The following is a 20,490-nucleotide window of genomic DNA, read 5'->3' on the forward strand; positions in this document are numbered from 1 at the left end:
CTACAGCGTCGCCGACGGCCATGGCGGCACGGCGGCCCAGAGCGTCGCCCTGACGGTGGAGGCCGCGCCGGTCGTCTCGCCGCCCCCGCCTCCTCCTCCCCCGCCGCCGCCCGTCACCTCCTCGCCGGATCCCGTCGTGGATCCCGTTGTGGAGCCGGCCGTCAACCATGCTCCGACGGTGCAGGCCGACAAGACGGTGAGTGCCCAGGACCGGACGGCGGTGTCGCTCGGCATCGCGGCCCCCGCCGACATCGACGGCGACGCGCTGACGGTGACGGTGGCCGGCCTGCCCGGTGGCGGCATCGTGCGGATGGCCGACGGCAGCACCGTGACGGCGAACCAGACCCTGACGGCGGCCGACCTGCCGGGGCTGACCTTCCTGGCCGCCGCCGGTGCTGCCGGCGATGCCGGGTCCTTCTCCTACATCGTCGCCGACGGCCATGGCGGTGTCGCGGCGCAGAGCATCGCCCTGCAGGTGGTGCCGGCGGCCGATCCCGCCTCCACCACCCCGCCGGCCGCCGGCGGCCTGCCGGCCGGCTTCAACGCCCTCGCCTACATCGCCTCCTATCCGGATTCTGATCGCCGCCTTCGGCACCAACACCGCCGCCGCGACCCAGCATTACCTCCAGGCCGGGCAGGCGGAGGGGCGGACAGTGAGCTTCAACCCGCTGGCCTACACCGCCTCCTATCCCGAGTTGATCTCGGCCTTCGGCACCAACACGGACGCCGCCGCCCGCCATTACATCGAGCACGGCTATGCCGAGGGCCGGCACCCCAACTTCAGCGGGCTCGCCTACATCGCCTCCTACCCGGACCTGTCGGCGGCCTTCGGCGCCAACGCCGATGCCGGCACCCGGCATTACATCGAGAGCGGCTATGCCGAGGGTCGGAGCACGACCTTCGACGGCTACAATTACCTCGCGGCCAACCGCGACCTGGCGGTCGCCTTCGGCACCAACGCGGATGCCGCCGCCCGCCACTACATCGAGCATGGCCAGGCCGAGGGCCGGCCGGCCCAGGGCTTCGACGCGCTGCGCTACATCGCCAGCAACCCGGACCTGATCCAGGCCTTCGGTCCCGACGTCCAGGCGGCCGAGATCCACTATGTCCAGAGCGGCTATGCCGAGAACCGGTCGCTGACCGCCTTCGACCCGGCGGCCTATCTGGCGAGCAATCCGGAGATCGCCGCGGAGTTCGGCACCAGCGCCGCCGCGGTCGAGCTGGCCTACATCAAGCGCAGCACCTCCACCGCGGCGGAGGCCGTGGCAGCGGCCAACGCAGAGGCGCCCATCGCCGTCACCATGCTGGCGGCCGGGATGACCGGGTCGCAGTCGCTGGGCATCGACGGCGGCTTCCACGATGCCTCGTCGGGCACGGCGTCCGGCCTGCTGGCGGCGGGCGACGGCGGGTTGTCCACCCGGCAGCGGACGGAGCTTCCCGCGTAACCTCCCTCCCGCCTGTCCGCCGGCAGCCCATGGTCGCCGGCGGACAAGGGATGGACCCATCGGGGTGGAACCATGGAGGGCGGCGGCAAGCCGCCCTTCTTTTTTGTGAGCCTTCCGTCTCAGTCGATGCGGGTGCGCGAATGCTTCAGCGCTTCCCGTCCAGGCGGAAAAGAACCGGCATGATCAAGTTTTACATTCATTATTCTATATAATGATTTCATGAATATATGGGGGAGCTCCTTAGCCCCGCCCGTCCGCCAATTCATCGATCCAGGCGAACTGGCGCGGCAGGCAGACGCTGTGCAGATCGTGGTTGGCGCGGATGAAGGCACGGGCCTCGGCGCCCAGCCGGTCGCGCGCCGCCCGGTCCGCCAGCAGATCGGCCACGCTGTCGGCCAGTCCGCGATGGTCGAAGAAGTCCACCAGCCGCCCCGTCCGGTCATGCTCGACGATCTCGCGGATCGGAGCGGTATCGCCGGCGACCACGGCGGCGCCCGCGCTCATCGCCTCCATCAGGCTCCAGCTCAGCACGAAGGGGTAGGAGAGATAGACGTGGACGGAGGAAAGCTGGAGCAGAGGAATGAAGTGGTCGTAGGGGAGGTTGCCCAGGAAGAACACCCGTGCCCAGTCGGCGTCCGGAATGGAGCCGCGCACCTCCTCGATGAAGATGTCCCGCCAGCTTCCAGACGGCGGCGGCACCCCATAGGAGGTGCCGGCCCCGCCGACGATCAGCACATGGGCCCGGGGGCGCTGGGCCAGCAGCCGCGGCAGGGCACGCATGAAGCTGTGATAGCCGCGATAGGGCTCCAGGCTCCGGTTGACGAAGGTCACCACCTCGTCCGCCCGCGTCAGCGTGAGGGTGCCGTTCAGGATGGCCTGGGCATCGGGGTTCGGGGTCACCGTCCCGGTGTCGATGCCGTCATGCACCACGGTGATGCGGTCGCGGAAAATACGGGGAAAGCTGTCCGCCTGCCAGCGGGTGGGAGACAGGCCGGCGTCGGCGGTCTCGAACTGGAGCAGGTTTATGGCGTTTCTCAGGCGCAGGCGGCACGGCTCGCCGACATCCTGCGACGGGAATTCGGGATCGAAGCCGACATCCGCGCCCTCCATTCGGTAATAGAATTCGCAATAGATGCCGAGCCGGGCCTGCGGCCAGACGTCCTTCACGAACAGGCTGTCGCCCCAGCCGGGATGGGCGACGATCACGTCGGGACCATAGCCCTCCGCCTTCATCGTCAGCGCCCGTTGGAACAGGGCCTCGCCATGGATCGTGTTGATTTCGAATTCGGTGGCCCAGGGATGGACGCCAAAGGCCGGCGCCCGTGACGGTGCGTAAGCGGCCACGGTGATCCCGCCCCAGCCGGACGGCACCTCCATCGTCCGGCTCAGGGCATGCACCGTGTGTCCGCGCCGCACCAGGCTCGGGGCCAGAGCCTTGAATTGGCCGGGAAAGCTGGGATGGATGAACAGGATCTTCATGGAGGGCGTCACGGTCCGGCGGAAAAGGCTGCGAAGGGGGCGATCATGCCACGGGGCAGCGGCAAGTCCCCGCCGGAATTTCCCGCATTCGATGTGAAGTGCTGATAAATTCCGCCTCCCACGCTTCTGGATGGATCCGGTTTCGCGCGACCAGACACGGCCTTTTCAAGCCGGCGTTTTCAGGCCGGCGGGGGGCCGGCGGCGACCAGGGTCCGGCGCATATGGAGCGCGGTCAGGAAGCCGACCGCCGCCGCGGCCCCGCCCAGCAGGAAGACGCTGCCGTAGCCGGCCCGGTCGGCGAGCAGCCCGGCCACCGGGCCGGTCAGGCCATAGGCCACGTCCTGGAAGGCGGCGAAGGCGCCGAGCGCCGTCGCCCGCAGATGCGGCTGCACCAGATGCACCACCTCCCGGCCCATGGCGGGAAAGACCAGGGAGCAGCCGAGCCCGGTCAGGAAGGCGCCGACCAGGGCCAGCGTGGGGTCGCCGGCGCTCCAGACCAGCAGCTGGCCGACCGCCTCGACCGCCAGCGATCCCATCGCCACCGGCAGGCCGCCGATGCGGTCCGGCAGATGGCCGAAGGCGAAGCGGACAAGGACGAAGCCGACCCCGAAGGCGGTCAGGCCGAGCCCGGCGAACGGCCAGGATTCATGGACGAAGTGCAGCGAGAAGAAGGCGCCGATGGCGGCGAAGCCGATGCCTTGCAGGCTGACGACGGCGCCGTGCAGCCAGATCCGGCCGAGCACGCTGCGGAAGGGCGGGCGCTTCGCGCCGGGATGCGCCGCGACCCCCGTCATCGGGCGGAGCGCCAGCAGCCCCAGCGCCGGCAGCAGGGCGCCGATCGCCATGGTGCCGGCGAAGCCGATGCCGTCCAGCAGCAAGAGACCCAGCGGCCCGCCCGCTGCGAAGGCGCCATAGAGCGCCGCCCCGACCAGGGCCAGCACCTTGCCCGAGCGCTGTGGCCCGACGATGCCGATCCCCCAGGCGATCACGCCGACGCCGACGAGGCTCTCGCCCAGCCCGATCAGCAGGCGCCCGGCCACCAGCACGGCGAACGCCGTCCAGGGGCCGGCCCAAGGCAGGTGCGGCAGCATGCCGGCGCCGAGCGAGACCAGCCCGCCGGCGATGTAGAGCGCCAGTCCGCGGGCGACCGCCGGCTTGGCGCCGCCGCCGTCCACGAAATTGCCGGCGAAGCTGCGGGTGAGGATGGTGGCGAGGAAGGCGCTGCCGACGCCCAGCCCAGCCCAGAAATTGCCCAGTCCCAGGGTCTGGGTCACGAACAGCGGCGTCACCGGAAGGGAAATGGCGACGCAGAGATAGGAGACGAACAGGATGGCGGCCAGGACGAACAGGCGGGCCTGGGACCGGTCCGGCGATGTGTCGTGCGAGGGATTTTGCGGCTGGCCGCGTGCCGGATCGTATGTCGGCTGGGGACGCATGGTGTGCTCCACACTGGTCCGCGGTCGACGCGCGTTCCGGACAAGCGAACGCACTCCGACCGCTGGGGATCGTTGAGTGCGTTGGTTGACGTTGAACGCTTACGGCCAGTGTGACTGACGACTGACAGACAGCTAACCGATCCGGTCAAGCAGCACAACCCCGAAGGCAATGGGGGTATGGCCGCGGCCAAGCGCCATCGGCACAGCCCGCCCAGCGGGTGTTTCAGCGGCTCTTGCGGTCGGCCTTCGCCGTGGAGGGTAGCATCAGATCGATCACCAGACGGTGGCCTCGGTCCTTGTCGGGGGCCAGGGTGGAGACGGCGAGAAGCCGGACCGCTTCGCCCTTGCCATCCCCCCTGCCATCTCCCCTGCCGTCGCTTCCGCCATCCTCGTCGCTGAACAGCAGGCGGGTGCCGCTGCCGGTGCGCTCCGCCCGGTAGCCCAGCGCCGTCGCCGGCAGGCGGCCCGCCGCCGGGGCCTGCCACTGGGTGCCGGGAAGCGTCAGCTCCAGCCGGCCGTCGGGGCGGCGCACCGGCGTTTCGAAGCGCGGTTCCTGGTCGAAATCCATCACGACGCGCAGCCCGTCGCCGCCGTTGGCGGTGCGGATGCGCTCCACGGTGCGGGGGGCCGCGGTGCTTGCCACGGTCTGGATGCCGGCCGGCCGGGCCGGCGCGTCGGGGACCGGCTTGACGCCGGGGCGCAGGATTTCCACCGCCGGCTCCGTCCGCGGAGCGGGGGCGGCGTCCTGCGGTTCGGGCTTCGCCGCCGGCAGCGGGGCAGCCGGGACGGAGGCGGGAGAGGGGGCAGGAACGGGGGCAGGGGCCGGAGCCACCTGAACGGGAGCAGCCGTTTGCGCCGACGGCGGCGCCTCTGCCGGCTGGCTTGCGGCGGGCTGCGCCTCCGCCGGCTTCCTGACCTGCTCCACGAAGCCGCCGCGGCGGCCTTCCGCGCGGCCCTGCTGGACATAGTGGGCGTAGCCGCTGGAGAGCTGCCCGCTGCGGACGGCGGCGGCGACGTCGGGATTGGCGGCCAGATAGGCGCGTTCCCGCCAGCCGGTCGGCTGCGCCGTGGCGGTGTCCACGTCCGCGGGGCGGCGCCAGCTGGACAGCAGCGACGGCATCGACCCGTACAGGCCCAGCCCCTCCACCGCCAGCGACAGCCAGAAGGGCGTCAGCAGCAGGATCAGAAGGCGCAGGAGCTGGGGAATTGGCGACAAGGCGGCTTTTGTCCGGTGTAGGGAAAACGGCGCCGGTCCCGCTGGCCCGGCTGTCCTGCATGCCTACTCCCAAGCACCGCACCGGGTCTAGAAAAAGCAGCCTGTCGAGGCGGACCATCGGGGAAACCCCGGAAGAGCGCCTGGCCGCCCTTCGGCTCCCTCCCTTCGCACACCGACGATGCGGGGTACCCCATCGTTCGGGTGGCCGCGCGGGGACGCGATCCTCACCTTCGGTTGGCCGCAGCCGTCCGGCGGCACCCCTTAGAGTTTCGGAACCGGGAAGCCTTCATGGAACAGATGCGAGACGGGTCGCCGGCCGATCCGGCGCGGGACCCCTCCTCCCCTCCTCCCCCTGGAGCCCAGGCAGGTCCAAGCCCCGGTCTCAATACCGGCCCCAACCCCGGCTCCAACCCTGGGCCCCGTCTCGATCCCGGCATTGCCGGGCTGGTGTCGGCGCTGCGCATCCTGGGCATTCCGGCCGATTACGACGGCGTGCGCCATGCCTGCGGCGGCGAATCCCCCGACCTGACCGGGCTGGTCCGCCAGGCCCACCGGCTGGGCGCCAAGGCCCGGGTGGTGAAGACCAAATGGGAACGGCTGGAGCGCACGCCGCTGCCGGCGCTGGTCCCCGGCCCGGACGGCGGCTTCCTGGTGCTGGCCAAGGCCGGCGGCGACCGCGTGCTGGTGCATGACGCGGCGACCAACCAGACCCGCATCCTCGACCGCGAGGGGTTCGAGCCGCTGTGGACCGGCCGGCTGATCTGCCTGGGCCGCAAGGGCACGATGGGCATGGGCCAGCCGCGTTTCGACGCCCGCTGGTTCGGCGCGGTCGCCTGGAAATACCGCGGCATCCTGGGCGAGGTTCTGCTCGCCTCCTTCTTCATCCAGCTGTTCGCGCTGGTGACGCCGCTGTTCTTCCAGGTGGTGGTCGACAAGGTGGTGGTGCACCGCAGCCTGGGCACGCTCGACGTGCTGATGGCCGGCATGCTGGCCGTCATCCTGTTCGAGGCGGTGCTGGGCGGCCTGCGCACCTACACCTTCGCCCACACCGCCAACCGGCTGGACGTGGAGCTGGGGGCCAAGCTGTACCAGCGGCTGCTGTCGCTCCCCATGGGCTATTTCGCCTCGCGCCGGGTCGGCGACAGCGTCGCCCGGGTGCGCGAGCTGGAGACGATCCGCAACTTCATGACCAGCTCCACCATCACGCTGGTGCTGGACCTGCTGTTCACCGTGGTCTTCCTGGGCGTCATGCTGGTCTACAGCCCGATGCTGACGGCGATCGTCGCGGCCTCCTTCCCCGTCTATGTCGCCATCAGCCTGGTGGCGACGCCGATCCTGCGCCGCCGGCTGGACGAGAAGTTCGCCCGCGGCGCCGAGAACCACAGCTTCCTGGTCGAGACGGTGTCGAGCATCGAAACGGTCAAGGCCATGGCGGTCGAGCCGCGCATGCAGCGCCGCTGGGAGGACCAGCTCTCGGGCTATGTCCGCGCCGGTTTCCGCGCCGGCAACCTGAACAACGTCGCCAGCCAGTCGGTGCAGTTCGTCTCCAAGATCTCGACCATGCTGGTGCTGTGGCTGGGGGCGAAGCTGGTGATCGAGGGCAGCCTGACGGTGGGCGAGCTGGTGGCCTTCAACATGTTCGCCGGCCGCGTCGTCCAACCGGTGCTGCGCATTGCCCAGCTCTGGCAGGACTTCCAGCAGGTGCGGCTGTCGATGCACCGCATCGGCGACATCCTGAACACCGCACCCGAACCGCTGCAGAGCGCCGGCCGCGCCGCCATGCCGGCGATCAAGGGCGACCTGAGTTTCGACCACGTCACCTTCCGCTACCGCCATGACGGGCCGGAGACGCTGAGCGACGTGTCGCTGCATGTCCCGGCGGGGCAGGTGGTCGGCATCGTCGGCACGTCCGGCTCGGGCAAGAGCACGCTGGCCAAGCTGCTCCAGCGCTTCCATGTGCCGGAGCGCGGGCGGGTGATGGTCGACGGCACCGACCTCTCCACCGCCGACGCGGTGTGGCTGCGCCGGCAGATCGGCGTCGTCCTCCAGGACAATGTCCTGTTCTCGGGCACCATCCGCGAGAACATCGCGCTGACCGATCCGACCATGGACATGGCCCGCGTCGTCGCCGCGGCCAAGCTGGCCGGCGCCCACGACTTCGTCGTCGAGCTGCCCGACGGCTACGACACGGTGGTGGGGGAGCGCGGTGCCAGCCTGTCCGGCGGGCAGCGGCAGCGCATCGCCATCGCCCGCGCGCTCGTCACCAACCCGCGCATCCTGATCTTCGACGAGGCGACCTCGGCGCTCGACCATGAATCGGAACGGATCATCCAGGCCAACATGCGCCGCATCTGCGCCGGCCGCACCGTGCTGATCATCGCCCACCGCCTGTCCACCGTCGCCATCGCCGACCGCATCGTCACGGTGGAGCGCGGCCGCATCGTCGAGGACGGTGCGCCCGACGAGCTTCTGCGCCGCGGCGGGCGTTACGCCACGCTGTTCCGGGGCCAGATGGGGCAGCTGCCGGGTGCGAACCCGCCGCCCGCCGACGGGCTGATCGAACAGCGTGCCGCGGGCTAACGGGGGAATGAACGCCATGAGCAAGACGACCGCCGCGGTGCAGACCACCCCTGCCGGAACAGCCCCTCTTTCCACCCCTCCCGGCATCAAGCCGCCCGCCAACGCGCCGGGCACGCCCGGCGGCCCGCGTCCGCCGACCAAACCCCAGGGCCGGCTGCAGAAGCGCCGCCGCGACGAGATGGATTTCCTGCCCGACGCGCTGGAGATCCTGGAGCGTCCGCCCTCCCCCACCGCGCGCACCTTCACCGCGGTGATCATGCTGGCCTTCACCGCCGCCTGCGCCTGGGCCTGGTTCGGCCATGTCGACGTGGTGGCGGTGGCGCAGGGCCGGGTGGTGCCGAGCGGCCGGACCAAGACCATCCAGCCGATGCAGACCGGCGTCGTCCGCGCCATCGCCGTGGAGGACGGCCAGCTGGTCAAGGCCGGCCAGACCCTGATCGAACTCGACCCGACCGAGGCGGTGGCCGACCGGGGCCGCATCCGCTCCGACCTGTCGGCGGCGCGGGCTGAGGCGGCGCGGCTGCGGGCGGCGCTGGAGGTGGTGAACGGCAACCCAAACGCCGAATTCGCCGCCCCGGCCGGCCTGTCGCCTGAACTGGCGCGGATGCAGGGCCAGCTCCTCGCCAGCCAGATCGCCGAGCAGCGCGCCAAGCTGGCCGCACTCGACCGCGAGCAGGCCCGGCGCGAGGCCGACCGCGCCACCGTGGTGCAGACCATCGCCAAGCTGAACGCCACCCTGCCGCTGATCCGCGAGCGGGCGGAGGCGCTGTACGACCTGTCGAAGCGCGGCACCTCGTCCCGCTTCCAGTATCTCCAGCTCCAGCAGGATCTGGTCGGGCAGGAGCAGGAGCTTCTGGTCCAGAAGATCAAGCTGACGGAGTCCGACGCCTCCATCGCCGCCACCGCCGAGCAGCGCCGCCAGACCGAGGCCGAGTTCCGCCGCCAGCTCTACACCAACCTCGCCGAGGCCGAGCGCAAGGCCGCCTCGCTGGAGCAGGAGCTGGCCAAGGCCGAGCAGCAGGTCGACCTCCTGCGGCTGACGGCACCGGTGGACGGCTATGTCCAGCAGCTGGCCGTGCACACGGTGGGCGGTGTCGTGACCACCGCCCAGCCGGTGATGGTCATCGTGCCGGAGGACAGCCGGCTGGAGGTCGAGGCCTTCATCCCCAACAAGGACATCGGCTTCGTCCAGACCGGACAGGTGGCCGAGGTGAAGGTGGAGGCCTTCTCCTTCACCAAATACGGGCTGATCCCCGGCCGCGTCGCCTCGCTGTCCAGCGACGCCGTGCAACAGCAGCAGCAGGCCGACAAGGGGACGGACAAGAGCACGGCGAAGACGCCGGAAGCGGGATCGGTCTATGCCGCCCGCATCGCGCTGGACCGCGACACGCTGGAGGTGGACGGCAAGCAGACGCGGTTGCAGCCGGGCATGACGGTCAGTGCCGAGATCAAGACCGGCCGCCGCCGCATCGCCGACTATCTGCTCTCCCCCCTGTCGCGCAGCGCCCAGGAGGCCATGCACGAGCGGTGAGATGTGTGCCTTCTCGGGGATCCCCCTCTCCCTCCCGGGGAGAGGGGATACGCTCCGGTCTCGGCTCCTTACACCGCCATGTCGTGCGTGTCGTACCAGGCGTGCAGGCCGTGGCCGGCATACTCGAAGGCCGGGAGCAGTTCCGGCGTCCAGCCGGCGCCGTCGGCTGCCACCGGCGTGGCCGCATCGGCCGACACGGCGTGACCCAGCAGGTCGCCGGCCTGAAGCTCCGCCACCTGCGCCTGCGCGGGGGCCTGCACCCCGAACAGGCTCTTGTCGGCGGCGACCACCAGCGTGCCGTTCCACCACATCCCGCTCTGGCCCTTGACCACGTCGTGCCCGTCGAGCGCGCCCTTGTCGTAGGTCACCGCGGCGTCGGTGGCGGCATAGCCGTGGCCGTTGACGCTGACGCTGTTGACGAACAGGTTGCGGTCCTGGCCGCCGGAGAAGCCGTCATTGTCGTACTGGATCTGCACCGTGTGGGCGCTGTCGGCCGACACGGTGGCGGTGAAGGCGTAGTTCTTGGCCGCAGCACCCACCGTGGCGCTGCCGACCGCATGGCCGTCGACCAGCAGGGTGAAATGGGCATTCACGCCGGCCGCCGCGGTGCCCTTGGCGTTGACCAGGATGGCGGCCGTGGTGGTGGCGGGGGCGCCGGTTCCGGGATCCGGTACCGTCGGCGTCGCCGTCGTGCCATAGAGCTGGCCGATCTTCGCCAGCAGCGCCTGGGTGTTGAGGTCGGTGTAGCCGGTGCCGGCGATCGGCGTGCCGGTCTGCTTCGCCAGCGACAGGAACTCGTCCTGGGTCAGGGCGCTGCCGCGCAGCGCGATGGCCTCCTGCTGGGCGAGCGCCACCGCGGCGGTCACCGAAGGGGCCGAGAAGGAGGAGCCGTTGGCCGTCACCGTCCGCCCGGCCAGATCGGTCAGCCGGATGTCGGTGCCGTCGGCGCAGAGGTCGGTGATGCCCGGATTGCGCTGGGCCCAGCCCGGCATGGTGCCGTCGCCGCCCGACGCGCTGACGCAGATCGTGTTGTGGTCGGCGGCGAAATAGGACACGTCGGTCGCCGTCCCGTTCTGCCCGGCATTGCCGGCGGCGGCCGACACCAGCACCCGCTTGGCGGCGAGGCTCGCCAACTCGTCCGACAGCAGGGTCGTCATCTCCGACGCGGCGGAGCCGCCGGCCAGGGACAGGTTGACGCCGACGACGTTGTAGTCCGACGCATGGGCCACGACCCATTGCAGCGCCTGCTCGATCGCCGCCCCCGACGCGGTTGAGGTGCCGTCCGGGATCACCTTCAGCGCGACGATGTTGAGGTCCGGCGCCTGCGACAGGATGCTGGAGGTCACCAGGGCGCCATGGGTGTCGGCGTTGGGGTTGCGCGCATCGGCGTCGTTGTTGGCGTAGTCGTGCTGATAGACGATGCGCGACGCGGATTCCCAGGTCGGCGACCAGCCGCTGTCGATGACGACGACCGTCTCGCCCCGGCCGGTATAGGTGCTGTTCGCCATGCTGTCGGTCCCGTCCTGCTGCCGTCGTCGATGAAGATGCGGGGCGGAGTATGCGGGCTGACGATGTGGCCTTCGGATGATAAGGACGGGGCGGATTTCGGGCGTGGTGCCCCTTATGCGACGGCGCATAGGGGGCGCATGGAGATCAGGTCAGGTCGTCCAACTCCACGCGTAGCGCTTCGGCGATGCGCTTCAAGGCGTCTACCGAGCCCTTCCGCGTGCCGGCCTCGATCTGCGAGACGTAGGACTGCTTGAGGCCGGCGGCTTCGGCGAGTTGGGTCTGCGTCAGGCCGCGGTGGTCGCGGAACACTTTCACAGGGTGCTCTCCCTCGAGCAGTCGTTCCGCGACCTCGTCGGGAAAAGTTTCCGGTGAGGAATGCCGGTAGGCATCGTAAGCCTGGATCGCGGCGGCTTCGTCGGCGGCCTCCAGCAGGCGTTCATATTCGGCAATCGGCAGCACGGCGAAGGCGGCTTTGCCGTTGCCGTCGCGGATGATCTGCGCCGGGCTAGTCATAGATGCCTCCTCTCGGTCCAACATCGATCACGATCAACACCAGAACCCCATCCTCGATGTCGTAGACGACCCGCCAGTCTCCGACGCGCAGCCGGTAGCCGTCGCGGCCCTTGAGCTTCTTCACGTTTCGGGCTGTCGCTGGGTCCGCCGCCACGTCCTGCACTTTTTGACGGATCAGATCCGCGACGTTGCGCGGTATCCGGCGCAAAGCCTTCAAGGCCGCGGCAGTGTATCTGATCGTGTGCATGGCAGAATTATTGCTTTTTGTAATGTACATTGCAATGGCAAGCCGGCAGAGATTGGCCCATGTCCTCAGCCATCCCACCTGTTGGATGCGATCAAGCAAGAGGGAGCCGTATTGTGCGAGGGGGATGGATGAGGGTGCCGGTCCATTACCGCTGGGGTCTTGCCGCCCTGGCCTTGCTGCCATCGGCGGCCTTCGCCGAGTCTCCCCCCACCGCTCCCGCCGGGGCACCGGCGCTGGAGGTTCCGGTGCGCTGCCGGATCGGGACGGACTGCTTCGTCCAGAATTACGTCGATGCCGATCCGGGGCCGGGGATGCGGGATTTCGCCTGCGGGCGGCTGACCTATGACGGGCACAAGGGGACCGATTTCCGGCTGCCCGATCTGGAGGCGATGCGGCGCGGGGTGGCGGTGGTGGCTGCCGCTCCCGGAACGGTGGCGCGCGTGCGCGACGGGATGGACGACGTCAGCATCCGCCAGAGCGGCGGCGCGCCGGCCGGGCGCGAGGCTGGCAATGCGGTGGTGGTCGACCACGGCAATGGCTGGGAGACCCAGTACAGCCACCTGAAACGCGGCAGCATCGCGGTCAAGCCGGGCGACCGGGTGGAGGCCGGCACGCCGCTGGCCCAGGTCGGGCTGTCCGGCAACACCGAATTCCCCCATGTCGATTTCGGCATCCGCCATGACGGCCGCACCCTCGACCCCTATACCGGCAAGGAGGTCGGGGCCGCGGAGGCGCCGGCCTGCACCGCCGATCAGGGCGCCGCGCCGGTGCCGTCGGGCACGCTGTGGAGCGCCGAGGCGCGCCGGACGCTCGCCTACCGGCCGAGCGCCGTGCTCGGCGCCGGTCTGGCGCCCGAGGCGCCGAAGGCGGAGGTGGCCCGGAACGGCGGTTATGGCGGCAAGCCTGTGCCGGTCGACGCGCCCGTGCTGGGTGTGTGGACGGAGCTGATGGGCGGGCGGCAGGGCGACCGGGTGACGCTGGAGGTGACCGGCCCAGACGGCCGCCGCCTGTTCCGCAAAGAGGGCGCGGTGCCGCGTCCGCTGGCCGTCCTCTTCTTCGGCACCGAAGTGAAGAAACCCGCCCCTGCCCCCTGGGCGACCGGCTCCTACCGGGTGACGGTGACGCTGAGCCATGGCGAAGAAACGGTGCTGCGGGAGGAGCGGAGGGTCGAGCTGCGCTGACCGGGTTGAGTAAAGTCCGGCGCAGACACCGAAAAAGACAAGGCAAGTGACAACTGCGGCGGCGCGGCCATTTGTCACGAAATGAACACCGCGTTTTCGTACGAAAGAGTATCTCCGAAAGGATGAGGCTACCTCCTTATTAAGTGTTTCTGCCGTGAGATTGCCCGGTATCGGCAAGGCAATCCGGCAATGACAGACACTCAGCAGGCTTTCTACGTCGCGACCAACGGCAACGATTCCTGGTCGGGGCGTTTGGCGGCACCCAACGCCGACGGCACCGACGGTCCCTTCGCCACGCTGGAACGCGCGCAGAGCGCGATGCGGGCGACCGGCATCCGCGACACCTATGTGCGCGGCGGCAGCTATGCCATGGCCCGCACGGTGACGCTGACCGCGGCCGACAACGGCGTGCGCATCATGGCCTTTCCGGGCGAGACGCCGGTCTTCAGCGGCGGCGAGCGGGTCGGCGGCTTCACCGCCATCGGCGGCGGGCTCTATGCCGCGGCAACGTCTGCGACCGGCCTCGACCTCTCCATCGGCGGGGTGCGGCAGAAGGTGGCGCAGACCGGCGACTGGAATGCCGGCGATGCCAAGTCCGGCTGGTCGGTGCTGGAGGCGGCGGCCGGCGGCGCCAGCAGGACCAGCCTGCGCATCGGCGCCGGCGACGGGGCGATGGCGGCGGTGCTGGCCGCCGGTGTGCAGCCCGGCACGATGGTCCAGACCTTCGACACAGAGCGGCTGTCCGACAACATCGTCGGCGTCGCCTCCATCGATGCCGGCAGCCGGACCGTCAATTTCACGCAAGCGGCGAAATACGCCCTGCGCAGCGGCGGCACCTACCGCCTGCTGAACGACGACGCCTTCATCCGCGATGCCGGCGAATTCGCCTGGAGCGCCGAGACCGGCCGGCTGGTGGTGAAGCCGCAGGACCCCGGCGCCCTGCTGAGCCAGGGTGCCGTGGTGGCGCGGCTGGGAACGCTCATCTCGCTGAACGGGGCGAGCGGCGTCACCCTCCAGGGGCTGACCTTCGCCGACACGACGTGGGACGGCTCGGCCCTGACGCTGACCAACGCGTCGGGCAACAGCGTCGCCGGCAACCGCTTCGTCAATGTCGGCACCGCGATGACGCTGACCGGATCGTCGGCCAACGCCATCGAAGCCAACCGGATGGAGCATCTGGGAGCCAGCGGCATCAAGGTCACCTATGGCAGCAACGGCAACCGCATCAGCGCCAACAGCATGGACGGCATCGGCGAAGTGCTGAAGGACGTCGCCGGCATCCAGCTCTACGGCACCAGCGGCACGCTGATCTCCGGCAACGACATCCGCAACAGCACGCGCTACGGCATCTCGATCAAGAACTGGGACGGCGCCACCGTCAACACCGACACGGTGGTGGAATACAACCGCCTCTACAACACGATGACCGAGACCGCCGACGGCGGCGCCATCGAGATGCTGGGCCGGTCCAACGTCGACACCCGCACGGTCATCCGCGGCAACGACATCCGCAACGTCGGCGGGCTTGCGACCGACGGGTCGGGCTGGCTCGACCGCCAGAAGAGCTTCGGCATCTATCTGGACGACATGGCCAACGGCGTCACCGTCCAGGACAATTTCATCCAGAACACCGGCTGGGCCAGCGTCTTCATCCATGGCGGCGATTCCAACACCGTCACCAACAACTTCGCCACCCTGTCCAACCCGCGCGAACGCTTCATCCGGCTGGAATGGGTGCCGAGCGCCGGCACCATCGGGCTGCTCAGCAACAACCGGGTGACCGGCAACGTCATCTCCTCCTCCACCGGGACGGATTACTGGGAGTTCTGGACCCCCGGCTCCTACACCGTCAGCGGCAACCTGCTGCAGGGCATCCGCGGGCTGAACGGCGGCGACACCCTGTCGTCCGGCCTGTTCGCCAACCCGGCGGCCGGCGATTTCCGGCTGGGCAGCGGTGCTGCGGCAGCGCTGGGCATCCATGACCTGGATTGGGGCCGGATGGGCTTCGCTCCACTGACCGTGCCGGGGATTCCCAGCCCCGGCGCCGGTGGAGGATCGGGAAGCGGGACCGCCCCGGCGACCGGCACGGGCAACACCCCCGCCGCCGCGGCCGGGCCGGCCTTCTCGCCGCTGGCCTACATCGCCTCCTATGCCGACCTGTCGGCCGCCTTCGGCGCCAACGCCGCCGCCGGTGCGGCGCATTACGCGGCCAGCGGACGGGCGGAAGGCCGGAGCGTGAGTTTCGACCCGCTCGCCTACATCGCCTCCTACGGCGACCTGTCGGCGATCTTCGGTGCCAACGGCGATGCCGGAGCCGCCCATTACATCGGCAGTGGCCGGGCGGAGGGGCGAGCCGTGAGTTTCGATCCGCTGGCCTACATCGCCTCCTATGGCGACCTGACGGCCGCCCTCGGCACCGACCGGACGGCGGCGGCGATGCATTACATCGGCAGCGGCCGGGCGGAGGGGCGGACGGTCAGCTTCAACCCGCTGTCCTATCTGGCGGCCAATGCCGACCTCGCCGCCGCCTTCGGCACCGACACCACCCGGGCCGACCTGCATTACCTGGGCAGCGGCCGGACGGAGGGGCGGAGCACCGGCTTCGACGCCTCGGCCTATCTGGCGGCCAACGCCGACGTGGCGGCGGCCACCGGCGGCGACCTGACGGCGGCGATGCGGCACTACATCCTGAACGGCCGGTTGGAAGGCCGGGCGCTGAGCCCTGCTCCCGCGCGCGCGGCGGCGGCGGGCCTGTTGCCGGACAGCGCCATGCTGGCCGCCGCCGGAATGGGGTGAGCATGCACGGCATCATCGGTCCGGGGCACCCTTCGACCGAGAGGGGCGTTTACCGCAGATTGCAGGAATTAATTAATTATTAGCCGGTAACGACGTTATCCTTCCACGGATACATCCTTTCGTGGGGGGATAACATGGTTGCCAAGGTTATACAGGAAGGCGCCATGTCGCCGCTCTCGTTGCTGACGAAGCTGAAGTCGGCACCGCCTTCTGCGCCTCCTCCTGCTCCATCCTCCTCTCCCGCATCCTTCAAGACCGCGTCGCCAGCCTCGCCCCAGACCAAGACTGCGGGCGATACGGTGTCGCTGTCGGCACAGGCGATCTCGCAGATGACCGGGGCAGCCGACGCTCCGGGAGGTCCGTCCGCACCGCCGGTCCAGCTGAAGATCGAAGGCGACCTCAGTTTCGCGGATTTCAAGGCGATGAGTGCGCGCATGGAGAAGGTCATGGATTATCACCTGGCGAGAGGAGACTTCATCCGACAAAGCATGCAGTCGCTGCGCAGCCAGTTCGGCTTCGAGGCGGAGGGCGAAAGCACCGGCAACGTCTTGCTGAGTGGCGAGATCGGCAAGGTCGTGGAGCGGCAGGCGGTGTCGAGGGGCATCGCCATGCCGGAAAAATCCCAGGAGGTGAAGGACTGGGAAGCCAAACGTCAATCGGGAGCGTCGGTACCGCCGGAAGGCTGGGACAAATCCTCCCTGATCACGCTGTTCCTGCCAGGATCCCAGGGAACCGACGACAAGCAGGTGGAGATCTGGCTGGACAACCGGGCCTTCGACAAGCTGGGCAAGATGTCGGCCGACGAGGTCAAGGCCGGTCTGGTCGACATGCTGAACGGTCCCGATGCCGCGGCGTCGCAGGCGGCGGTGGACAATGGTGCGTTCGGTGCCGCGATGCGGGCTGACAGCGAGCACCATTCGGAATTCCAGAAGTCCAAGGCTCGGCTCGGCTTCTTCGATCCCGAGCAGGGGACGAGCGCCCAGCCCTGGCTGATGATCCAGTCGAGAAGCGAACCGGGCTATGTCCAGGAGAATGCCGGCAAGCTGGTCGATACGGTCATGTCGATCCTCAAGGAAGGGGCGGCCGGGCGCACGGCAGGCTGATTTCCCTTCCGCCAGCCCCCCTGCCCGCCTCTCCCGCCAGCCCCCTCTCCCGCCTGACCGGGTGACAAGCCGGGCGTGAGCCGTTACAACGGCCCGTTCGGCGCCGCTGTCCCGCGGCACCCGGATTTCCATGCGGGAATGATGGCCCAGGCTCTGCTCGACACCCCCTTCGCCCAATCGGCGAAGCCCGGTTCCGGCCCGGCTCCCGGTCCGGGGCAACCCAGCCCAGGGCAACCCAGCCCAGGGCAACCCAGCTCGGGCCAACCGGGTCCGGAGAAGCCGGCCGGACGGCGGTGGCCGGTGCTGGTCAAGCTGGCGGTGACGGTCGCGGTGCTGGGCGCGCTCGCCGCCGGAGCCGACTGGTCCGGCATCGCCGCGCGCCTGTCGGCCGCCGATCCCCTGCTGTTCGCCGCCGGTTTCGCCGTGAAGGCGCTGACCCTCCCCTTCGCCTCGCAGCGGTGGCGGTCGGTCGGCCGCGCCGCCGGATTCTCGCTGACCCGCTGGACCGCCTTCCGCCTGCAGATGGCCAGCGGATTCCTCGGCCAGATCCTGCCGGGATCGGTTGGGGCCGACCTGCTGCGCGGCTGGTTCACCTGGCGGCTCGGCCATCCCGCAGGCCCGGTGATGCTGGCCCTGCTGGTCGACCGGCTGATGGCCCTGCTGGGCGTCGTGCTGATCGGGCTGGTCGGGCTGCCGCATCTGGCCGCGGTGGCACCGCCTGCCGTCGCCGCCACCGTGCTGGCCGGGGCGCTGGTGCTGGCGGTGGCCATGGGGCTTCTGCTGCTGGCCGGGCGCATCCCGCGCGACCGGCTGCCGATCCCGAAGCGGCTGCGCGACGGGGCGCTGGGGCGGACGGTGTGGACCGCCGTGGCGCAGCTGCGCGCCATGGGCGGCAACCCGGCCGCCTGGGCGGCGCTGGGCCACAGCATCGGTGTCCACCTCGCCACCATCGGCGCCACCATCCTGTTCGCCCGCTCCGTCGGCCTGCCGGTCGGCTGGCTCGACGGGCTGGCCATCGTGCCGGCCGCCATCGTCGCCGCGGCATTGCCCGTCTCGCTCGGCGGCTGGGGCGTGCGCGAGGGCGCGATGGTCGCCGGCTTCGCGCTGCTCGGCTTCAATGCCGACGCGGCCCTTCTGGTCTCGCTGCTGATCGGACTGTCGATTGCCATCCTGTCGCTGCCCGGCGGCGTCTTCTGGCTGCTGCTGCGCAACGAGACTGCCATCCAGCCAGACCACCGGACACCGGCCCAGACACCGTCCCAAACGGCCGACCAAACGTCCCTTCAGACCGCTCCCGGCGGGGCTGAGGCCTTTCCCACGGATTTTTCGCGATGACCGACCAGCCGACCTCGACGCTTTCCCAGCCCGTCACCGTGACGGCTGCCATGCCGGATGCCACGCCCCACGCCGCTGCCGGGACGCGCGGCCTCTCCCCGCGCCAGCAGCGCATCCGTTCGCTGTTCGACGCCATGGCTCCCCTGCGCGACCGCTGGGCCGAGCGCAACCGCGCCTTCCATGACGCCGACCGCGCCTATCTGCGCTTCCTGATTCCGGAAGGGGCGACGGTGCTGGAGATCGGCTGCGGCGTCGGCGACACGCTGGCGGCGCTGAAGCCGGCGCGCGGCGTCGGCATCGACCTCAGCCCGGCGACCATCGCCGAGGCCAAGGCCCGCCATCCGCAGCTGGAGTTGATCGCCGCCGACGCCGAGGATCCGGCGACCATCGACAGCATAGCGGCCATTGGAGGGCCGTTCAGCCACATCCTGCTGTCGGGCACCATCGGCTTCCTGGACGACATCGAGGAGACGCTGCGCCTGCTGCGCCGGGTCGCGACGCCGAAGACCCGCATCATCGTCAGCTACCATTCGCGCGTCTGGGAACCGATTCTGTGGGCGGCGGAGAAGCTCAGGATGCGCATGCCGCAGGGCAAGCAGAACTGGCTGTCGACCAGCGACATCGTCAACCTGCTGGATCTGGCCGGCTGGGAGCCGGTGCGCCGCGAATGGCGCCAGCTGATCCCGAAGCGGCTGCTCGGGCTCGGCACGCTGGTCAACCGCTACATCGCCCCCCTGCCCGGCATCCGCCGGCTGTGCGTGCGCAACTATGTCGTCGCCCGGCCGCAGCCCACCGTCGAGGCGGTGACGGTCGACGGCAAGCCGGCTTCGGTCACCGTGCTGATCCCCTGCCGCAACGAGCGCGGCAACATCGAGAACGCCATCCGCCGGCTGCCCCGCTTCGCTCCCGACGTCGAGGTGATCTATGTCGAGGGCAACAGCCAGGACAACACCTACGAGGAATGCCTGCGCGTCCGCGACGCCTATCCCGACTGGGACATCAAGGTCATGAAGCAGCCCGGCAAGGGCAAGGGCGACGCGGTGCGCGCCGGCTTCAATGTGGCGCGCGGCGACATCCTGATCATCCTCGACGCCGACCTGACGGTGCCGCCGGAGACGATGGGGAAATTCTACCAGGCGATGGTGTCGGGGCGCGGCGAATTCGTGAACGGCACGCGGCTCGTCTACCCGATGGCGCCGGAGGCGATGCGCTTCCTGAACTTCCTGGCCAACCGGGCCTTCGCGCGCATCTTCTCCTTCCTGCTGAACCAGCGCTTCACCGACACGCTGTGCGGCACCAAGGTGCTGTGGCGCAAGGATTACGAGACCATCGTCGCCAACCGCCATTACTTCGGCGACTTCGACCCGTTCGGCGACTTCGACCTGATCTTCGGCGCTGCCAAGCAGAACCTGAAGATCGTCGAGGTGCCGGTGCGCTACGCCGACCGCAGCTATGGCGAAACCCAGAATCTCCCGTTTCACCCACGGCTGGCTCTTGGCCCGCATGGTGGTGTTCGCCTGGAAGAAGCTGAAGGCTTTCTGAGCCTTCACACCGGTTCGGCGGCGGCGAGCGGCAGGAAGGCCTGATAGCCGTCGCGCTGTTCGGTCAGGTTCAGCAGCAGGTCGGTCAGGCTGTCGCGGGCGAAAATGTCGGTGGTCGAGGCCAGCCGGCGGCGGACGACGGCGATGAACTCCTCCAGCACGTCCAGGTGCAGGGTGGCGGAGGCGAGAACGTCCTGAGCGATGGGAGCGGCGGTGGGAGCAGCGTTCTGGGCGGTCATGATGGCGGTCTTTCGCGGAAGAGAGGGTGGCGGCGGGAGCGGACCGGAACGGCCGGATCAGGCGGCGAGCGCGGTGATGGCGGGTTCGGCGGCGGCGAGAACCGAGCGGTAGGTCTCGCGCTGCTCGGTCAGGCCGGCGAGCAGGTCGGCCAGGCTGTCGCGGGTGAAATCGCTGGTGCTGCCGTCCAGCTTCGACTGGGTGATCGCGATGAACTCATCGACCACATCCAGGTGCAGGGAAGCAGAAGCGAAGATGCTGGCGGCGCATTCGATCTTGGACATGGTGGCGATCCCTGTATTCGAGGTGGAGGCTCTTGCCCGTTCTGATGAGCTTATTGA

17 protein-coding genes are annotated in these 20,490 nt (G+C 69.6%); 8 read left to right on the forward strand and 9 right to left on the reverse strand.

Annotation, left to right across the window (positions count from 1 at the left end; genetic code table 11):
• Positions 1–327: a hypothetical protein gene (locus ACWPN3_RS07860; protein WP_492261219.1), complete on the reverse strand. Its 327-nt coding sequence runs from the start codon at positions 325–327 to the stop codon at positions 1–3.
• Here ACWPN3_RS07860 and ACWPN3_RS07865 point away from each other — a divergent pair.
• Complete coding sequence (locus tag ACWPN3_RS07865) at positions 221–1,657, forward strand: Ig-like domain-containing protein (protein WP_492261250.1); 1,437 nt, start codon at positions 221–223, stop codon at positions 1,655–1,657. The genes ACWPN3_RS07860 and ACWPN3_RS07865 overlap by 107 nt on opposite strands.
• Positions 1,658–1,685: 28 nt before the next feature.
• Here ACWPN3_RS07865 and ACWPN3_RS07870 read toward each other — a convergent pair whose 3' ends face one another.
• The 3 genes from ACWPN3_RS07870 to ACWPN3_RS07880 form a co-directional block, all read right to left on the reverse strand.
• Complete coding sequence (locus ACWPN3_RS07870) at positions 1,686–2,924, reverse strand: glycosyltransferase (protein ID WP_492243640.1); 1,239 nt, start codon at positions 2,922–2,924, stop codon at positions 1,686–1,688.
• Positions 2,925–3,103: 179 nt separating this feature from the next.
• Entirely contained in the window at positions 3,104–4,360 is a 1,257-nt protein-coding gene (locus ACWPN3_RS07875) for an arabinose transporter (protein WP_492243639.1), read from the reverse strand.
• A gap of 223 nt (positions 4,361–4,583) precedes the next feature.
• The gene (locus ACWPN3_RS07880) at positions 4,584–5,576 is read right to left on the reverse strand and encodes a hypothetical protein (RefSeq protein WP_492243638.1); all 993 of its coding nucleotides are present in this window, start codon (positions 5,574–5,576) and stop codon (positions 4,584–4,586) included.
• Between the two features lie 288 nt (positions 5,577–5,864).
• On the opposite strand from ACWPN3_RS07880, the gene ACWPN3_RS07885 reads away from it, so the two are divergent.
• Positions 5,865–8,156, forward strand: a complete 2,292-nt coding sequence (locus tag ACWPN3_RS07885) for a type I secretion system permease/ATPase (RefSeq protein WP_492243637.1) — start codon at positions 5,865–5,867, stop codon at positions 8,154–8,156.
• Positions 8,157–8,172: 16 nt separating this feature from the next.
• A complete protein-coding gene (locus tag ACWPN3_RS07890) occupies positions 8,173–9,687 on the forward strand; it encodes an HlyD family type I secretion periplasmic adaptor subunit (RefSeq protein ID WP_109095277.1) in 1,515 nt (504 codons plus the stop codon).
• Between the two features lie 68 nt (positions 9,688–9,755).
• On the opposite strand, the gene ACWPN3_RS07895 is transcribed toward ACWPN3_RS07890, so the two are convergent.
• The 3 genes from ACWPN3_RS07895 to ACWPN3_RS07905 all read right to left on the reverse strand — a co-directional run bounded on the left by ACWPN3_RS07895 (position 9,756) and on the right by ACWPN3_RS07905 (position 12,055).
• Positions 9,756–11,195 (reverse strand): carbohydrate-binding domain-containing protein, encoded by a 1,440-nt coding sequence (locus ACWPN3_RS07895; RefSeq protein WP_492243636.1) that lies wholly within the window; start codon positions 11,193–11,195, stop codon positions 9,756–9,758.
• A gap of 145 nt (positions 11,196–11,340) precedes the next feature.
• The gene (locus ACWPN3_RS07900) at positions 11,341–11,709 is read right to left on the reverse strand and encodes a helix-turn-helix domain-containing protein (protein ID WP_109095206.1); all 369 of its coding nucleotides are present in this window, start codon (positions 11,707–11,709) and stop codon (positions 11,341–11,343) included.
• Positions 11,702–12,055, reverse strand: coding sequence for a type II toxin-antitoxin system RelE family toxin (locus tag ACWPN3_RS07905; RefSeq protein WP_492243635.1), 354 nt, complete (start codon positions 12,053–12,055; stop codon positions 11,702–11,704). Before ACWPN3_RS07905 ends, ACWPN3_RS07900 begins: the two co-directional genes overlap by 8 nt.
• Positions 12,056–12,084: 29 nt before the next feature.
• On the opposite strand from ACWPN3_RS07905, the gene ACWPN3_RS07910 reads away from it, so the two are divergent.
• From ACWPN3_RS07910 to ACWPN3_RS07930, 5 genes are all read left to right on the forward strand, one after another.
• Positions 12,085–13,137, forward strand: coding sequence for a M23 family metallopeptidase (locus ACWPN3_RS07910; protein WP_492243634.1), 1,053 nt, complete (start codon positions 12,085–12,087; stop codon positions 13,135–13,137).
• A gap of 189 nt (positions 13,138–13,326) precedes the next feature.
• Positions 13,327–15,933, forward strand: a complete 2,607-nt coding sequence (locus ACWPN3_RS07915; RefSeq protein WP_492261220.1) for a right-handed parallel beta-helix repeat-containing protein — start codon at positions 13,327–13,329, stop codon at positions 15,931–15,933.
• A 164-nt stretch (positions 15,934–16,097) separates the two neighbouring features.
• Positions 16,098–17,036 (forward strand): hypothetical protein, encoded by a 939-nt coding sequence (locus ACWPN3_RS07920; RefSeq protein ID WP_492243631.1) that lies wholly within the window; start codon positions 16,098–16,100, stop codon positions 17,034–17,036.
• Positions 17,037–17,336: 300 nt separating this feature from the next.
• On the forward strand, positions 17,337–18,371 hold the full coding sequence (locus tag ACWPN3_RS07925; protein WP_492243630.1) for a lysylphosphatidylglycerol synthase transmembrane domain-containing protein: 1,035 nt from the start codon (positions 17,337–17,339) through the stop codon (positions 18,369–18,371).
• Positions 18,368–19,957 carry a glycosyltransferase gene (locus tag ACWPN3_RS07930; protein WP_492261221.1) on the forward strand — a complete coding sequence of 530 codons (1,590 nt, stop codon included), beginning with the start codon at positions 18,368–18,370 and terminating at the stop codon, positions 19,955–19,957. Before ACWPN3_RS07925 ends, ACWPN3_RS07930 begins: the two co-directional genes overlap by 4 nt.
• Here ACWPN3_RS07930 and ACWPN3_RS07935 read toward each other — a convergent pair.
• Both ACWPN3_RS07935 and ACWPN3_RS07940 read right to left on the reverse strand, forming a co-directional pair.
• A complete protein-coding gene (locus ACWPN3_RS07935) occupies positions 19,918–20,151 on the reverse strand; it encodes a hypothetical protein (RefSeq protein ID WP_109095201.1) in 234 nt (77 codons plus the stop codon). The genes ACWPN3_RS07930 and ACWPN3_RS07935 overlap by 40 nt on opposite strands.
• A 57-nt stretch (positions 20,152–20,208) precedes the next feature.
• Entirely contained in the window at positions 20,209–20,433 is a 225-nt protein-coding gene (locus ACWPN3_RS07940) for a hypothetical protein (RefSeq protein WP_492243628.1), read from the reverse strand.
• Positions 20,434–20,490 lie beyond the last annotated feature (57 nt).

Source organism: Azospirillum sp. UENF 111221 (genome assembly GCF_058780625.1).

What these genes read in the sequence shown, in the direction of transcription:
- ACWPN3_RS07870 (WP_492243640.1), bottom strand. Translation starts at nt 2,924, where the DNA reads ATGAAGATCCTGTTCATCCATCCCAGCTTTCCCGGCCAATTCAAGGCT.
- ACWPN3_RS07875 (WP_492243639.1), bottom strand. Translation starts at nt 4,360, where the DNA reads ATGCGTCCCCAGCCGACATACGATCCGGCACGCGGCCAGCCGCAAAAT.
- ACWPN3_RS07885 (WP_492243637.1), top strand. Translation starts at nt 5,865, where the DNA reads ATGGAACAGATGCGAGACGGGTCGCCGGCCGATCCGGCGCGGGACCCC.
- ACWPN3_RS07890 (WP_109095277.1), top strand. Translation starts at nt 8,173, where the DNA reads ATGAGCAAGACGACCGCCGCGGTGCAGACCACCCCTGCCGGAACAGCC.
- ACWPN3_RS07895 (WP_492243636.1), bottom strand. Translation starts at nt 11,195, where the DNA reads ATGGCGAACAGCACCTATACCGGCCGGGGCGAGACGGTCGTCGTCATC.
- ACWPN3_RS07900 (WP_109095206.1), bottom strand. Translation starts at nt 11,709, where the DNA reads ATGACTAGCCCGGCGCAGATCATCCGCGACGGCAACGGCAAAGCCGCC.
- ACWPN3_RS07910 (WP_492243634.1), top strand. Translation starts at nt 12,085, where the DNA reads ATGAGGGTGCCGGTCCATTACCGCTGGGGTCTTGCCGCCCTGGCCTTG.
- ACWPN3_RS07915 (WP_492261220.1), top strand. Translation starts at nt 13,327, where the DNA reads ATGACAGACACTCAGCAGGCTTTCTACGTCGCGACCAACGGCAACGAT.
- ACWPN3_RS07920 (WP_492243631.1), top strand. Translation starts at nt 16,098, where the DNA reads ATGTCGCCGCTCTCGTTGCTGACGAAGCTGAAGTCGGCACCGCCTTCT.
- ACWPN3_RS07930 (WP_492261221.1), top strand. Translation starts at nt 18,368, where the DNA reads ATGACCGACCAGCCGACCTCGACGCTTTCCCAGCCCGTCACCGTGACG.
- ACWPN3_RS07935 (WP_109095201.1), bottom strand. Translation starts at nt 20,151, where the DNA reads ATGACCGCCCAGAACGCTGCTCCCACCGCCGCTCCCATCGCTCAGGAC.
- ACWPN3_RS07940 (WP_492243628.1), bottom strand. Translation starts at nt 20,433, where the DNA reads ATGTCCAAGATCGAATGCGCCGCCAGCATCTTCGCTTCTGCTTCCCTG.